Raw genomic sequence first — 14,998 nt, 5'->3', positions numbered from 1 at the left:
TAATATATGAGACAAGACAAAATATTCCAAGAGCAATGTGTAGATGAAATTCGCCAAATGGCAGAATCTAAATCTCTTTGTGAGCTAACATCACGATGGATGTCTTTATCTTGTGAAAAAAAATATTCATATCATTTTCGTTGGGCTGGCCGACCAATTATTCAATATCCACAAGATATAGTCGCCATGCAAGAAATTATTTTTGATGTTAAACCAGATTTAATAATTGAAACTGGTATTGCTCATGGCGGGTCTATTATCTTTAGCGCAGCCATGCTTGCCCAGTTGGACTTGTTTGAAGCAATAGAGTCTGGCTCTACGATTGATCCTCGCCATAGTAAAAGGAAAGTGATTGGTATTGATATTGATATACGCGAGCATAATAGAGTACAGATAGAGAGTCATCCTCTATCATCAAGAATACAAATGCTACAAGGTTCTAGTGTCGACGCTGAAGTCATTAAAAAGGTTTATGAAATAGCGGCTGGATATGAAAAAGTCCTACTCTGTTTAGATAGTAACCATACACATGATCATGTGTTAGCTGAATTAGAGGCATATGCAGGCCTTGTCAGCGTAGGTAGTTATTGTGTTGTGTTTGATACTATAGTCGAAGACCTACCAGAATCATTATCCAGTGATCGTCCTTGGGGGCCTGGGAATAATCCTAAAACAGCTGTTCACTCATTTTTAGCTAAAGATACTAGATTTGTAGTGGACGAGTTCATCGAAAATAAACTAATGATAACGGTTGCGCCCGATGGGTACTTGAAACGAATAAAATAATGTGGGGTTACAAATGTCTCTGGCTACCATAATTATACGATGACATTTCTAATAAATGGTATGACTCTAAACATGAAGTCTAATCGCCGAAATATTCAATCGTAGGTGTTTTATGGAATATATATGCCCGCATTGCAGCTCTAATGTTGAGTTGTATTTTCATTTGGATAACTCTCCTATTCTTCAAAATGTTTTATATGATTCAGAAAGTGAAGCAATAACATGCAATAGAATTGCAGTGGATTTTTACTACTGTAATTCTTGTTGTTATTTATTTAATCCATCATTTCGTGCAGATGATATTGCTTATGATGCTCGATACAATAACGACCAAATGTCTTCTCCGTATTATAGAGAGTATTTATCTGGGCTGGCTGATAAGTTGATTTCTGAATGTTCTCTGGGTGAATCATCTAGCGTTCTAGAGATAGGATGTGGGAGTGGATATTTTTTAAAGTTATTAATAGATAAGGTAAAGGTTACAAAAGTTTGTGGTTTTGATCCTGCTTATGATGGACAGTACGGGTTGTCTAATATAATCCACAAGGAATACTTTTCCAAAAGTGAGACGAAATACAATCTTGTTATTTTAAGACATTGTTTCGACTCATTTATAAATTGTCCGAATCTGATTGACTCCATAAGGGACTCAATAGCTGACGATGGCGTCATTTATATTGAATATACAGCACTTGAATACATAATGGATGCTGGTGATTTCAGCATGCTATACCATGAGTATCATAGTTATTATTCTCTTCTGTCTATTACAGGATTGTTAAAAAAATTTCATTTAAAAATAGATAGTGTATTTAACCTCTTCAATGGTCAATATTCTGGAGTTATCTGCAGCAAACTAAATGCTGGGGTTCTTGATTTCTCGGAAATATTAAAAATAATAAGTGAATATAAAAATATATTGATCTGGGGGGTATCTGGTAGAGCGGTGACCTTGATGAATCATTTATGTTTGAATAAGGATATAGTAAAATTCGGTGTCGATGTTAATATAAATAAACAGGGTAGGTATATTCCAGGGACTGGGCAAAGGATAATATCTCCAGCTGATGCGGTTTTATTATCGCCAGAATTAGTTATCATATCCAATTATAATTATTTAGATGAGATAATGTCAAATTTTGACTCGAATGTTCATTTCGTAACGTTTGATGGTCAGTTGCATGTTAAATAATTTTAATTGTCAGATGATTTGGCTAAACGTTCTGATTTTTATGTTAAGAACGTCAAGAACGCTGTGTAATATAGCAGGAGGATAGCAATCTATATGTTTAAACTTTATGCGGTAACTATATGATTGGACAGCCAGTAGTTCGCTCGGTGACAGAACAGATTGATATTTGGAATCATTTTAATGGGGGTAAATACATTGTTGGTTTTAATTTATTCTTCAATGCTATCGCGAATCAATCGATACAATTTTTGCGCGAGCTAAATACCTACAAAAATATTGATTGTGTGGCTATCGTTCATGAGCTGGATTTTAAAAAAAACTATGTTTGGTATATGAAAGAGTGTTGCGATATTACTCTTGTTATATATAAAGACTCCGAGTTTGAAAGGCTATCACTGTTAGATGTTATCATTCTTGGTGAATCAAATTATGATCTCTTCTCTCGATTTCCCAGTTCAGTTGTAAAAGTTGGGTGCCAACATGGGATCGACATTGATATAAAGAAAACCATTGACGTATATGGTGGCGGTTTCTGCTTTGATTATATTCTTGGAATACGACATCATGTAGAGTCACCGAGCAACTCTTATATGAACAAGTTTCCAGAATGCATGCGATTTCACAAGCATCAGTTTGTGTGTGAAATCCCTTTTGGTCTTCCAAAGCTGGATGCTTTTTTCAATGCGGTTACATACTGCAAAAAACAAGATGCGATAATTTATCACCTTTCATACCTAGCGATAGAAAAATCGTGGGTGGTTGACTCCATTTTTCCAACATTAAAAAAATTACTTAACAACTTTCCTAATTATAAAATCATATTCAGACCTTATCATCTAGATCGTGGGCATGAGGTTATTCTCAGATGTATTGAATTAGGTTCTGGATTTGATAATTTCTTATATAGTGATTCAGATAATTATATTAGTGACTACTCTAGAGGTATCCTAATGCTAACTCATAGGGAATATTCAATCCATTTATTCGAGTTAGCAACTGGAAGACCTACGCTTTTGCATTTGCCTGAATCTGAGTGTAGTGACATAAATGATAGAGAGCGATACTACGTATGTCATGAAAATAATTTAATTGCCACCATTAATAAATTGATATCAACTAATGAAGTTCAGTCTGTAGAAAAAAGAGCTGGAGTATGTCAATCAGTTGGAGTACATAACGCTGGAAACTCAGTAGGTTATTTTGTCGAAAATATTGAGTATATACTCACTGGAAAACCACATCCTGACTGGAATTATTATGACATAACGTTTTCAGAAAAAATTGACATGAGGGTATTCATTGGTTTGCATGTTTTATCGTGTAGGCCAGCGAATATATTTTTTATAGCTCTATCGTCTTGTGGAATGAATTATAAACAGGCACTTTTGTTCGCAGCTGATTCATATTCTCGGGTCACTCAGCTAAAGTTTTATTATTATAGGCATGCGCTAAAGTTTTTTTATCAGTTTGTTATAGATGAATGTTTGAGTCTTGAGCTTTCAGATAAAGCTATCGATTGGTGGTTGAGCAAAGGTCGGAATATTTTAGAGTTTATTCAAAATGAAATGATAGATAATCATGATTCACTCAATGATAGTGAATCATGGCTAAAAAATACTTATGACAAAAATCTTATTGTTACTAAATCAAACATGTCAAGAGATTTAAAAGTAGTTAATCTCGCCACATTAAAACCTATATGTTCAATCCGTAATGTGATTCTATTCGGTGCCGGGCAGTTTGCTTTAGACTTTATTGAGTGGAATTTAGAAGAAAAAAGGGTGATTATAGTTGGTATTGTCGATTCTGACCCCCAAAAGCAAGGCTCATTTTTTTTAGGGGAGAAAGTCGGAGCGCCTCATGATTTAAATAATGCTTCGGCAGATGTGCTAATTTGTTCTCAGGCATATTTGCCGGAAATTTATTGTGACTTGGTTGATAAATATAAGTTTAAGAATGACATATTCACTTTTTCTGGTGATACATTTGCATTGTCATTTATGGATGTTTTGTGATGAGAGATTTTTTGTATACACTAATGCTTAAGATATTATTGTGTCTTGGGTTTGTGGGCTGACAATAGTTGATTTTAGTTATGAAGGATTATCATGAATACTGACTCTTTAAAGTCAAAAAGCATTGCATTTAGTTATCTTGAGTTTGGCTCGATTGATCCAGAACTTGGAAAAAAGACAGTATATGATTTCCGAACTAATGCTAAAGCATATGATTGGCTAATGCATGCTCGCTACTCGAATGATTTATTTTCGTATCATAGGATGATCCGACTTTTATGTAGCAATGAATTCAATGATATTGCCAATATATATGCCGATGAAATTCATCATGCTGACGATTTTGTTTTTAATTTAAATAAACTGATGGCGTTGGAGTTGATTGGTTCCTCTTTCTTTGAACTTGGCCAGACTTTACTTGGGTGCATCGATGGGATGGAGTTTATTCAGCAATTACAACTAGCTCTGGAATTGCCATCTATACAGGTCGATTTGTCTAGTATTAATTGGTTTGGTTATGATATTTCTCCATTTTTTAATTTAATGGCGAAGTTGATGCACGAAAAATACCAAGTAATTACAACTGATGCTTCCTCTGAACTACCCGTTAGTTATGATGTTTTTTTTGCCAAAGGCGTCACGTTACTTTATGCAATTCGGAGTGGCTCCGAGCTATTTGATTATATAAAAAACTCGAAAATTACTGTTTTTGACTATTCATTTAGTCTTGGCGCTGCAAAAGAAAGTTATATTGGGACAGGGAAGTTTGTTCGTTATTTAAGTAAAGATGAATTTGCTGAGGTTTATCAACGAATACTGCAAAGTGGAAAAGATATATGGGTTCGAGGTAATTCAAAGGCTGATCTTGATAGAGGACTATTTTACATGGAAGGTATTGTCGCTTGTGATGATTTGGCCTCGCAATTTATTCTTCGGCAGAATAAATGGATGGCATCATTCAGCGCTAAAAATCACGATTTGTATTCAACCTTGATTCATAATAAGAATGAAGAATATTGGCGCTGGGTGCGCTTGAGTAGCTTACTGTAAGCTTTTTGTTTTTATTTATAGTTGATTGAGGACTGTTATGGTTATTTGGATTGTCGGATTGTCTGGTGCAGGTAAAACAACCATTGGCCATGCTTTATATGAAAATCTGAAGATCGATCAGAAAAACTTAGTATTTGTTGATGGTGATGAAATACGGGCTCTGTTCTGTCACGATCAGATTGCCGACGCTTATTCTATCGCTGGGCGACGAATTAATGCAGAACGCATTCAATCACTTTGTCGTTGGCTGGATGGTCAGGGAATCGATGTAGTCTGCTGTAATCTAGCGATGTTTCCTGATATAAGGAACAGTAATCGTCATCTTTTCTCTGATTACCGAGAGATTTTTGTGGATGTTCCTCTGTCTGCGTTGATGCAGCGTGATGACAAGGGGCTCTATCAAGCGGCTCTTTGTGGTCGGCTGCACAATGTCGTTGGGGTTGATATTGAATATTGTCATCCTGTTGCTCCCGATCTAGTGATACACAATAGTTTTGATGCATCATTGTTGCCTGAATATATTAGCCGCATTCAGCAGGTCTGTGGGCGAGGTCTCTAATGCGTTATCCCTACTCAGAAGGTGATTTACTACAAACACCCCAGTGTTATCACTATACCCCATTCATGGGGGATGAATTTATGCACGCGTGGCGACTATCGCGAAGGTTGGCCTGTCAGCGTTTGCCTGCCCCTGAGTTGCCTCCGGTGACCTCATGCATTTTGGCAAGTGCTGATGACACTCTGTCATTGCTGCAGGTGATGTGTCGAGCCTTACGGGAGGCTGTTGCGGAAACCGATGATCAGGAGGTTGTTGATTACTGGTTGCTCCGGTTATTGAAAAAATTTGAAGTTAGTAAACGTCTGTATGTTGGCTATCAGGCCCAGCCCCCGCATCCACCACTGGCTGGAAGCAGCTATTTCGCTATAGAACCTTATTTGTGGCTGTCTGAGTGTCTCTCTCGTGCCTGGCAGCGTCAATCTGTCGGTTATTTTCTGAGTGGATTTCTCAAGTTGAATGACACTCTCATTTCACAAATTCAGCATCTTGATGCAGAACAGGGGGCTTATTTGGCTTGGCTCTTGAATATGGAACAGCAACTATTGAGTGAGTTGAGTTCGGAGATGGGTCTATGAGTGCACAACGTCTAGTACTGCTTTGTGGCCGTACGGTTCGTTCCTCCGTCTATGTACAGGCGTTAGCAAACTTGAACATAATTCCAGATGCTATTTTGGTATATGGCGATGGAGGGGGGAAGGTCCAGTCTACTCGGCAGGTACAGGGTGTAATGGTCGACGATCTATTCACTCCAGATCCATGTTGGGAGCTTGCAGATTGTCTCGATGAGCTGGGTTGGCCCTATCAGGTGTGTTCGGCACACTCCCTCTCGGATCCAGCATTGCTTGTGATGCTGGAATCTCTGAGTCCTGAATTGGTGGTCTACTCAGGCTACGCGGGGCAATTGGTTCCGGCGGAATTACTACGTTGTTATTCGGTGTTGCACGTTCACTCTGGCTGGCTTCCGGAGTATCGGGGTAGCACAACCCTGTATTATCAGATCATTGAGCAGGGCGGTTGTGCAGCCAGTGCCTTGCTGCTTGATGAGCGTATCGATACTGGCCCGATTTTGGCGCGGAAGCACTATCCATTGCCGCCTGCTGGAACGGATGTCGATTACCTTTATGACAATATGATTCGTGCCGATCTGTTGGTGACTGTGCTGGCTCAGTGGCGGTCAGGGTTGCCGTGGGATCGGATGTCTCAGCAAATAGACTCTCCGCCTTATTTCATCATTCATCCTCTACTCAAACATATGGCCCTGCTCGCCATCGATAAGCAGGAGAGGTCCTCATGAGTCTCAATGCTCCCGATTTTAATTTTGGAACTAAATCTGAAACTCTGGCTCGCTTACAAACGAGGGTTAGCCGTTCGGAAATTCTCCCTCTTTATTACTTCACTGCCACTCAGTGGCTATATCAAAAAGCTGTGATTCTTGCGGCCATCGCCGGTATGGAGCATGGTGGCTGCGTAATCATCCGTAGTAGTGCTCAAAATGAAGACAGCCAATGTGATTCCATGGCTGGAGCTTTTACCAGCTGTTTGAATGTGCCTGTGGATAGTCAGTCGGAACTGGAGCAGGCGATCGAGCGTGTGATTGCCTCATTCGGGCAGCATCAACATGGAGAGAATCAGATACTAGTGCAACCCATGCTCAGAGATATTCAGATGAGTGGGGTCGTAATGACCCACGATCTGGAGCATGGCGCCCCCTACTATGTGATTAATTATGATGATGAAAGTGGTCTGACAGACACAATTACGGGTGGTGTCGGAATCCAGAAAACAGTATTGATCTACCGTGATACTGCTCATCGTCTCGTGCGTTCAACACGTATTCAGGCACTGTTGGCGGCATGTCGAGAGCTGGAGGCTCTTTGTGGACGGGTGCCTTTGGACATCGAATTTGCTATCGATCGCCAAGAGTGCGTTTACATTCTGCAAGTTCGTCGCATCACTCTTTGTAATACCTGGCATCCGATCACTGAGCGGCGAGTTGCTCGTCAACTGGCCCATATTCGGCATTACCTTGAGCAAACCCTGCCTCCTCAGAGTGATCTATTTGGTGGTAAGTCACTACTGGGGGTGATGCCAGATTGGAATCCTGCCGAGATCATCGGAACTATGCCGCGCCCACTGGCTTCATCTCTCTATCGTCTGCTGGTGACCGATTCGGCATGGCGGGAGGCCCGAGCTAGGATGGGGTATTACCATCCCCGTCATCAAGTGCTTATGGTGATGCTGGGGCATCATCCCTATATCGATGTACGCAGCAGCTTCAACTCCTTTTTGCCAGCAGGTCTTGATGATGCAACGAGCGATCGTTTGGTCACAGCCTGGCTGGAACGTTTACGCGAGCACCCGGAATGGCATGACAAGGTTGAGTTTGAGGTTGTGCAAACCTGTCTGGATTTTACCTTCGAAGCCGATTTTGAGGTTCGTTATGCCGGATGTCTGACTTCCGATGCGTTTCAAACCTATCGACAGGAGCTGGGTGCATTGACGTGCCGCGCCATCGTCGGCGAGGGCGAGGGCTCACTAGCGGCCGCAATGGCGGGTATCCATGCGTGTGCATTCGATCAAGAGCAAAGGGGATCGATTCACGGCTGGCGAGCCGATCTGGTATCCGTCAAACGTCTTTTGATGGTGTGCCGTGAGTTCGGTACCGTTAACTTTGCGATCCTCGCTCGGCATGCCTTCATCGCCGAAGCGTTGTTGCGTTCCGCATGCCGTCGCGGAGCAATTTCTACGGAACGATTGCAGCTTTGGAAGCAGTCTTTACATACGGTGACAACCGATCTCACCACTGACTACGTGGCTGTTTGTGCTGGAACACAATCTGCTGACCATTTTCTCGCTCGATTTGGTCATCTGCGTCCTGGGACTTATGACATTACCTCGCTGCGCTATGATGAACGTCACGACCTGTTTGCGACCACACCTGGGTCGAATGGGCTGGAGTCGGTTCATGCGGCGAGAGGTTTTGAGCTACAGCCCGACGAGGAACAGGCGTTGCAGCGACTGCTGGATGAACGAAGCTGGCCTGTTACTGCCGCAGGCCTACTGGCTTACTCTGGCCAGGCCGTCCAAGCGCGAGAGTACGCCAAGTTGATCTTCACCCGAGACTTATCTGATGCGCTGGCTTTGCTCAATCGTTGGGGAGGAGAGGTTGGTCTGTCGCGGGAGGATCTTTCTTACCTGGATATATTCCAACTGCTGGATAGTCTGGTTTCTCCGCTGCTGGATGATATCGACCGCGTCGTATTGAAGTGGGTAGATAGAGCCAAACATGAGTATCAGCAGGCCATTTCTCTGAAACTTGGCCATTTGATTTCGGGGGCGGATGATGTGTTCGTTGTACCAATGCATCGCAGCCTGCCTAATTTTATTACGCAAAAACGAGTGGAAGCCGAGGGAATATTGCTGCAGCAAGACACACCGGTCACCACGGCATTACAGGGGCGGATTGTCTGCATCGAGAATGCAGATCCTGGTTATGACTGGGTCTTTACACGGGATATTGCTGGTTTGGTTACGCAATATGGTGGAGCCAATTCCCACATGGCCATTCGTTGTGCTGAATTTGGTATCCCGGCGGCTATTGGCTGTGGTGAGCAGTTGTTCAGCCGCCTGTTGCGTTGTCGGGGTATTGTCCTGAACTGTCAGGATAAGACAATTAATTTGGTGTGACACACATGAAGCGGATAGGCATCACTTTACGGACATGTCAGGCGGTGGGTTATCAAGAGGCCCGTGATGGGCTCGCTCGGGATTGGTATCGTTTTTTGCTGCAATTAGATTGGGGGTGGGAGTGGGTATTGTTACCCAATCTTGGTTCACAGAGCGTGGCTTACGCCCAGGCTCAGGGGGTCGAGGGGCTCATCGTAACTGGCGGTGAGGATCTCGGCTCGGATCCTCTACGGGATGAGAGTGAGTATGCTCTGCTGGAACATGCTGTAAACCACCAGTGGCCGGTGCTGGGCATCTGCCGAGGGATGCAGTTGATTCAACGCTTCTTTGGTGGCGAGCTGGTTATTATGGGTGGTGCCCATCATGTGGCAACTCGGCATTCAGTCTCAAAGCAACGGACATTGCCATGGGGAGGTATGAGCGAGGCATTGTGTTATGAGGTCAACTCCTATCACGCCAACCGGATACCCTTACCGCTACCTGCCTGTTTGCAGACTCTGGTCGTCGATGACGATGGTTATTGTGAAGCTTTTACCCATCAGCACATGAAATTAGTTGGTGTCATGTGGCACCCAGAACGTGAGGGATTCTGCCATGAATTTGATCGGCAACTATGTCGATGGCTTTTTGAGTGAGGTGATATGCAAGCCATAATTTTAGCGGCCGGGCGAGGTTCCCGTCTTGGCTCCATGACCGAAAACCAACCCAAACCGTTGGCAAAGTTGGCTGGTAAACCGTTGATTGAATGGCAGTTGGCATCGCTAGCCGCAGCGGGTGTCGATAGTGTTCATGTTGTTTGCGGATATTGCAGTGAAGCCCTACAAGGTTACGGTAACAGCCGAATCATGAACGCCAACTGGGCTAGTTCTAACATGGTCCGTAGCCTAATGTGTGCGGATGCTGTACTGTCGGCGGCGCCAACACTTGTCTGTTACGGGGATATTGCCTATCGTCCTGGGATCATCAGAACCTTGATGGCATCTGATGCGCCATTAGCCATCAGCTATGACAGGGAGTGGTGGTCACTCTGGTCGGCCCGGTTTGGGGATCCCTTATCGGACGCAGAAAGCTTCCGACAGCAGGAGGGTCAATTGATCACTATCGGTGAACAGGCTCAGGCTCGAGAAGAGATCGAAGGGCAATATATGGGCTTGTTAAAGTTTACCCCTGAGGGTTGGCAGGAAGTATCCGCAGTGTTAGCAGGACTCAGCACCGAACAAATTAACAAGCTGGATATGACTAGCCTGTTGCGATTATTGTTGTCTCAAGGTGCTCCTATTGCGACGGTTGCGATCTCTGGTGGTTGGGTCGAAGTAGATAATCCTTCGGATATAACTTTGTACGAACAACGGATTGCCGAACTTGGCTGGAGTCATGATTGGCGGGCTGATAGCAAATTAAGTTATTGATAAGTAAATTTTTATTGGTGTGGTGTACTGTGTGGTTGGTTCATAAGGCAACTGTAGTCTCACAATTAAGCAATATCGCCTAATGAAACCAGCAGTTCTGACTCGTGCTTGATTAAACCCTCCTGAGAACCTCTATAACCTTGTTTTGTTGAGTGTCAGATAGCATCGGATACAGAGGAATACTCGTTATAGTTTGATAAAAGTGATGGGCTGAGTCTGTATCTGCGGGCGCTTTTCGCTGATGGGCTGGTTGGGCTGAAATTGGCATGTAGTGTACGTTGGCAACGATTCCTGCTTCTTTCAACTGTACGAAAAGTGTCTTGCGGAGTTCTGCTGGTACTTTGATCACAAACAGATGCCAAGCAGAAATCCGTCCGTCGCGACGGGCTAATATTTTCAGACTGGGACGTGGCAATTCTGCCTGATAACGGGCGGCAATTGTTCGGCGTTTGTCCAGAAACTCGTCCAAATTCGCCATCTGGCTCAACCCCAATGCAGCCTGGATGTCGGTCATCCGGTAGTTGAAACCCAGCATCTGCTGCTCGTAGTACCAGGGGCCGTCCGGTTCGCTGATGAAGTCTTCCGGTTCGCGGGTGATGCCGTGGCTGCGTAGCATGCGCATGGTTTTGGTGAGCGCAGGGTCGTTGGTCATCGCCATGCCACCCTCGCCGGTGGTGATGATCTTCACCGGGTGGAAGCTGAAGACGGTGATGTCGCTGTAGCGGCCGTTGCCGGTGGGTTCGCCGTGATAGCGGGCGCCGAGGGCGTGGCAGGCATCCTCGATGATCCGAAAGCCGTACTCCTGTCCCAGGCGATGGATCTCCTGCATATCGCAGGGCAAGCCCGCGAAGTGTACCGGGATGACCACCTTGGGCAGACATCCTTGAGCCTTGGCGGCTACCAGCTTGCGCTCCAGCTCGATGGCGCACATGTTGCCGGTATCGGGCTCGATATCGACGAAGTCGACCTGGGCTCCGCAATAGAGAGCGCAGTTGGCCGAGGCGACAAAGCTGATGGGGGAGGTCCAGACCCAGTCACCCGGGCCGACACCCAGTGCCAGACAGGCGATATGCAGGGCGGCCGTGCCTGAGTTGACCGCCACCCCGAAGCGGGCTCCGCAGTAATCCGCCACTGCCTGCTCGAAGCGGGGCACCACTGGCCCCTGGGTCAGAAAATCGGACCTCAATACTTCGACCACGGCTTCGATATCCGCTTCGCTGATCGACTGTCTGCCGTACGGGATCATTCCATTACCACCTTGCTGTTCAATGCTTTCAGCTGCTCAACCGTCAGGAAATCATCGTTGTCTCGGGAGTTGTATTCGAATCCCTGGGCTACCATGGTTCCCTTTTCACCCGAGGCGGTGACGGAGAAGTCGTTGTTGCGGTTGTTGAAGTTGATGGTCGGCCCGATGATGAAGAAGTCGTCGAACTCGAAGGTGTGGTAGGAGTCGTCACACGGGCACATCACTTCATGCAGTTTCTCACCCGGGCGGATGCCGATGATCTCCTGCTCCAGCTGAGGGGCCATGGCGGTAGCCAGGTCGGTGATCCGCACCGAGGGCAGCTTGGGCACGAAAATCTCACCCCCCTTCATGCGCGGGAAGTTGTTCATCACGAAGTCCACTCCCTGCTGCAGAGTGATCCAGAAGCGGGTCATCTCGGCGTGGGTGATGGGCAGGGTGGTGGCGCCCTGATCGATCCGTTTCTGGAAGAAGGGCACGACCGAGCCACGCGACCCCACCACGTTGCCGTAGCGCACCACCGCAAAACGGGTTGGATCCTGACCGGCGATGTTGTTGGCGGCGACAAACAGCTTGTCGGAGGCCAGCTTGGTGGCGCCGTACAGGTTGATGGGGTTGGCGGCCTTGTCGGTAGAGAGGGCGATCACCTTCTTGACCTGATTGAGCAGGGCTGCCTGGATGACGTTCTCGGCCCCGTGGATATTGGTCTTGATGCACTCCATGGGGTTGTATTCGGCGGCCGGCACCTGTTTGAGCGCCGCTGCATGCACCACATAGTCGACCCCGCGCATCGCCATGGTGAGCCGGTTGGCGTCCCGCACATCGCCGATGAAATAGCGCATGCAGGGGGCGTTGAAGACCTGCTGCATCTCGAATTGTTTCAGCTCGTCGCGGGAGTAGATGATCAGCCGTTTCGGCTTGTAGCGTTCCAGCACTGTCTTGACCAGCATCTTGCCAAACGAGCCAGTGCCGCCGGTAATCAATAGGGTTTTATTGTCGAACATGACGGATTCTCGCTAGTGATGCCAAGTGACAAGCAATTTATGTGCCTTGGGCCAGTTTAGCCGAAAAGGGGCTGATGCGGCCTTGTATGATGCCAGTTTTATTCCACTCTGAGTGAACTAACTAGATGATTCATAGAGAAATCCAACCCAGCTCAAACAACTTTATGCGATTTCGGGGGCTTTAACAAAAAGCGGAACACAGGGGTTCCGCTTTTTTGACGCCTAGCTGGAGAGCAGCACTCTGGCCGAGTTGGCGGGGATGGTGAGCTGAACCTCGCCCTGCACCACTTCGAACTTGTCGCCGTTGAAGGCGTCGGTGAAGCGGCTGGCGGGGCTCGCGGTCTGCCATAGGGGCAGGCTGATGGTGCGCGGCTCGCTGGGGTGGCGGTTGCAGGCCACCACCACCTGATCGCTTTGCAGGGTGCGGGCAAACACATAGCTGTGCGGGCCGGCATAGAGGGTCTGGATGTCGCCGCGACGCAGTGCCGGACGCTGCCGGCGGATCTGGATCAACCGGCGGTAATGGTCGTGCAGCACGTGATCCCAGGCGGTGGTCTCCCACGGGAAGCAGCGGCGGCAGTCCGGATCGTTGCCGCCAGAGAGTCCCACTTCATCGCCGTAGTAGATGGACGGCACGCCGATGTAGGTGAGCAGCAGGGTGGCGGCGAGCCGCATCCGCTGCTTGTCCTCCCCCAGCAGGTGGAGGAAGCGGGCGGTATCGTGGCTGTCCAGCAGGTTGAACTGGGCCAGCTGATTCTTGAACGGGATGTGGGCTCGCGCCAGCTTGAGCCAGCGATCCAGCTCTTCGGCGCTGATCTTGATGGGGTGGTAGGCGATGTCCTGGCCAGCCAGGAAGGCGCGGATCGGGTGGGCGAAGCCGTAGTAGTTCATGGCGCCATCCTCCTGATCCCCCTGCAACCACTGGCTCGCCTCGAAGAAGTGTTCGCCCAGCACGTAGGCGTCCGGGTTCTCCTGCTTCACCGCGCCGCGAATGGCGCGCACGTGGCCGCGGTTGCCCTCGGCGGTGCCGCGTTCCCCCAGCATGTGGATGACGTCGAAGCGCCAGCCATCGATCTGGTAGGGGGCGCGCATCCAATAGCGCAGGATGGCGTCATCGGCGCGATAGACGGCGTCCTGCACCTGTTCGCTGGAGAAGTCGAGCTTGGGCAGGCTGCGGATGCCCTTCCAGCTGACGTAATCCCCTTCGTTGTCAAAGGTGTAGAAGCTGCGCCACGGCGAGTCCGGGTTGCGCTGGGCCCCCAGCGGTGGGCAGAACCAGGGGTGTTCGGTGGAGGTGTGGTTGACCACCGCATCCAGGATGATCTTCATGCCGCGCTGGTGCAGGTTGCGGGTCAGCTCGGCAAACTGGGCGTTGGTGCCCAGATGCGCATCCACTTTGAAGTAGTCCTGGGTGTCGTACTTGTGGTTGCTCGGCGAATCGAAAATGGGGTTGAGGTAGAGCGCCGTCACCCCGAGGGACTGCAGATAGTGCAGCTTGGCATCGATGCCCGCCAGGTCACCGCCATAAAACTCGCAGGCGCCGTGCCCCTCCTCGTGGCGGCTGACCGGCTCGCCCCAGGCCTTGCTGATGACCGCCTTGCCGCGGTACTCGTACTCGTGATGCTTGACGCTGAGGGACGGGTCGCCGTTGCAGAAGCGATCCGGGAAGATCTGGTAGAACACCTGATCCTGCACCCAGGCCGGCGGCTGGTGCAGGCTGTTGAAGCGAAAATGCTGTTCCCGCGGCGGCATGGCCGAGCTGACGCCGGCACCGTGCAGCCACCACTGCTCCTCGTCGGTGAGGCACTTGAAACAGTAGAGGTGGATATCCTGCCCCTTGTGAAGCGGCAGGGTGCCCTGCCATACCTGCAGCCGATCGCGGGTGGAGATCGCCGTCATCGGGATCAGGTACTCCTCGTTGTCCGGCTCGTGGCGCAGCCACACCTCGCGGATCGGCGCGTCCAGCTCGCTGAACAGGGTGAGTTGCAGGGCGTCGGCGCTCTCTTTGAACCAGGGCGCCACCTGGGGATGAAACAGAAACGGATGGGTCATG

At 47.9% G+C, this 14,998-nt stretch carries 13 protein-coding genes; 10 read left to right on the top strand and 3 right to left on the bottom strand.

From position 1 onward, the window contains the following. Positions 1-6: 6 nt before the first annotated feature. The 10 genes from CK627_RS03060 to CK627_RS03015 all read left to right on the top strand — a co-directional run bounded on the left by CK627_RS03060 (position 7) and on the right by CK627_RS03015 (position 10,698). A complete protein-coding gene (locus CK627_RS03060) occupies positions 7-786 on the top strand; it encodes a cephalosporin hydroxylase family protein (protein ID WP_005306683.1) in 780 nt (259 codons plus the stop codon). 112 nt (positions 787-898) lie between these two features. Further along, positions 899-1,978, top strand: coding sequence for a class I SAM-dependent methyltransferase (locus tag CK627_RS03055; RefSeq protein WP_043172350.1), 1,080 nt, complete (start codon positions 899-901; stop codon positions 1,976-1,978). A 119-nt stretch (positions 1,979-2,097) separates the two neighbouring features. Beyond that, complete coding sequence (locus tag CK627_RS03050) at positions 2,098-3,993, top strand: hypothetical protein (RefSeq protein ID WP_095591646.1); 1,896 nt, start codon at positions 2,098-2,100, stop codon at positions 3,991-3,993. A 93-nt stretch (positions 3,994-4,086) separates the two neighbouring features. Beyond that, positions 4,087-5,043: a hypothetical protein gene (locus CK627_RS03045; protein WP_043170571.1), complete on the top strand. Its 957-nt coding sequence runs from the start codon at positions 4,087-4,089 to the stop codon at positions 5,041-5,043. 37 nt (positions 5,044-5,080) lie between these two features. Beyond that, positions 5,081-5,602, top strand: a complete 522-nt coding sequence (locus tag CK627_RS03040) for an adenylyl-sulfate kinase (protein WP_095591645.1) — start codon at positions 5,081-5,083, stop codon at positions 5,600-5,602. Next, positions 5,602-6,177, top strand: coding sequence for a hypothetical protein (locus CK627_RS03035; protein ID WP_080760859.1), 576 nt, complete (start codon positions 5,602-5,604; stop codon positions 6,175-6,177). The genes CK627_RS03040 and CK627_RS03035 overlap by 1 nt, the downstream gene beginning before the upstream one ends. Then, positions 6,174-6,896: a formyltransferase family protein gene (locus CK627_RS03030; RefSeq protein WP_095591644.1), complete on the top strand. Its 723-nt coding sequence runs from the start codon at positions 6,174-6,176 to the stop codon at positions 6,894-6,896. Before CK627_RS03035 ends, CK627_RS03030 begins: the two co-directional genes overlap by 4 nt. Then, positions 6,893-9,289, top strand: a complete 2,397-nt coding sequence (locus tag CK627_RS03025; RefSeq protein WP_095591643.1) for a PEP-utilizing enzyme — start codon at positions 6,893-6,895, stop codon at positions 9,287-9,289. Before CK627_RS03030 ends, CK627_RS03025 begins: the two co-directional genes overlap by 4 nt. Before the next feature lie 5 nt (positions 9,290-9,294). Continuing rightward, complete coding sequence (locus tag CK627_RS03020; protein ID WP_167385251.1) at positions 9,295-9,924, top strand: gamma-glutamyl-gamma-aminobutyrate hydrolase family protein; 630 nt, start codon at positions 9,295-9,297, stop codon at positions 9,922-9,924. 6 nt (positions 9,925-9,930) lie between these two features. Then, positions 9,931-10,698 carry a phosphocholine cytidylyltransferase family protein gene (locus tag CK627_RS03015; protein ID WP_095591641.1) on the top strand — a complete coding sequence of 256 codons (768 nt, stop codon included), beginning with the start codon at positions 9,931-9,933 and terminating at the stop codon, positions 10,696-10,698. 112 nt (positions 10,699-10,810) lie between these two features. Here CK627_RS03015 and pseC read toward each other — a convergent pair whose 3' ends face one another. From pseC to malZ, 3 genes are all read right to left on the bottom strand, one after another. Then, positions 10,811-11,944, bottom strand: a complete 1,134-nt coding sequence (gene pseC / locus CK627_RS03010; RefSeq protein ID WP_095591640.1) for a UDP-4-amino-4,6-dideoxy-N-acetyl-beta-L-altrosamine transaminase — start codon at positions 11,942-11,944, stop codon at positions 10,811-10,813. Further along, positions 11,941-12,945: a UDP-N-acetylglucosamine 4,6-dehydratase (inverting) gene (gene pseB, locus CK627_RS03005; protein WP_065018478.1), complete on the bottom strand. Its 1,005-nt coding sequence runs from the start codon at positions 12,943-12,945 to the stop codon at positions 11,941-11,943. Before pseB ends, pseC begins: the two co-directional genes overlap by 4 nt. Before the next feature lie 222 nt (positions 12,946-13,167). Further along, positions 13,168-14,997, bottom strand: a complete 1,830-nt coding sequence (malZ, locus tag CK627_RS03000; RefSeq protein ID WP_095591639.1) for a maltodextrin glucosidase — start codon at positions 14,995-14,997, stop codon at positions 13,168-13,170. Position 14,998: the final 1 nt, after the last annotated feature.

It is taken from the genome of Aeromonas dhakensis, assembly GCF_002285935.1.
Classification (GTDB): Bacteria; Pseudomonadota; Gammaproteobacteria; order Enterobacterales; family Aeromonadaceae; genus Aeromonas; species Aeromonas dhakensis.
The sequence above is the reverse complement of the archived record's forward strand: the minus strand, read 5'-3'. Positions and strand labels throughout refer to the sequence as shown.

Excerpts from the sequence above, each read along its gene's own strand:
- CK627_RS03060 (WP_005306683.1), top strand. The coding sequence starts at position 7 with ATGAGACAAGACAAAATATTCCAAGAGCAATGTGTAGATGAAATTCGC.
- CK627_RS03055 (WP_043172350.1), top strand. The coding sequence starts at position 899 with ATGGAATATATATGCCCGCATTGCAGCTCTAATGTTGAGTTGTATTTT.
- CK627_RS03050 (WP_095591646.1), top strand. The coding sequence starts at position 2,098 with ATGATTGGACAGCCAGTAGTTCGCTCGGTGACAGAACAGATTGATATT.
- CK627_RS03045 (WP_043170571.1), top strand. The coding sequence starts at position 4,087 with ATGAATACTGACTCTTTAAAGTCAAAAAGCATTGCATTTAGTTATCTT.
- CK627_RS03040 (WP_095591645.1), top strand. The coding sequence starts at position 5,081 with ATGGTTATTTGGATTGTCGGATTGTCTGGTGCAGGTAAAACAACCATT.
- CK627_RS03035 (WP_080760859.1), top strand. The coding sequence starts at position 5,602 with ATGCGTTATCCCTACTCAGAAGGTGATTTACTACAAACACCCCAGTGT.
- CK627_RS03030 (WP_095591644.1), top strand. The coding sequence starts at position 6,174 with ATGAGTGCACAACGTCTAGTACTGCTTTGTGGCCGTACGGTTCGTTCC.
- CK627_RS03025 (WP_095591643.1), top strand. The coding sequence starts at position 6,893 with ATGAGTCTCAATGCTCCCGATTTTAATTTTGGAACTAAATCTGAAACT.
- CK627_RS03020 (WP_167385251.1), top strand. The coding sequence starts at position 9,295 with ATGAAGCGGATAGGCATCACTTTACGGACATGTCAGGCGGTGGGTTAT.
- CK627_RS03015 (WP_095591641.1), top strand. The coding sequence starts at position 9,931 with ATGCAAGCCATAATTTTAGCGGCCGGGCGAGGTTCCCGTCTTGGCTCC.
- pseC (WP_095591640.1), bottom strand. The coding sequence starts at position 11,944 with ATGATCCCGTACGGCAGACAGTCGATCAGCGAAGCGGATATCGAAGCC.
- pseB (WP_065018478.1), bottom strand. The coding sequence starts at position 12,945 with ATGTTCGACAATAAAACCCTATTGATTACCGGCGGCACTGGCTCGTTT.
- malZ (WP_095591639.1), bottom strand. The coding sequence starts at position 14,997 with ATGACCCATCCGTTTCTGTTTCATCCCCAGGTGGCGCCCTGGTTCAAA.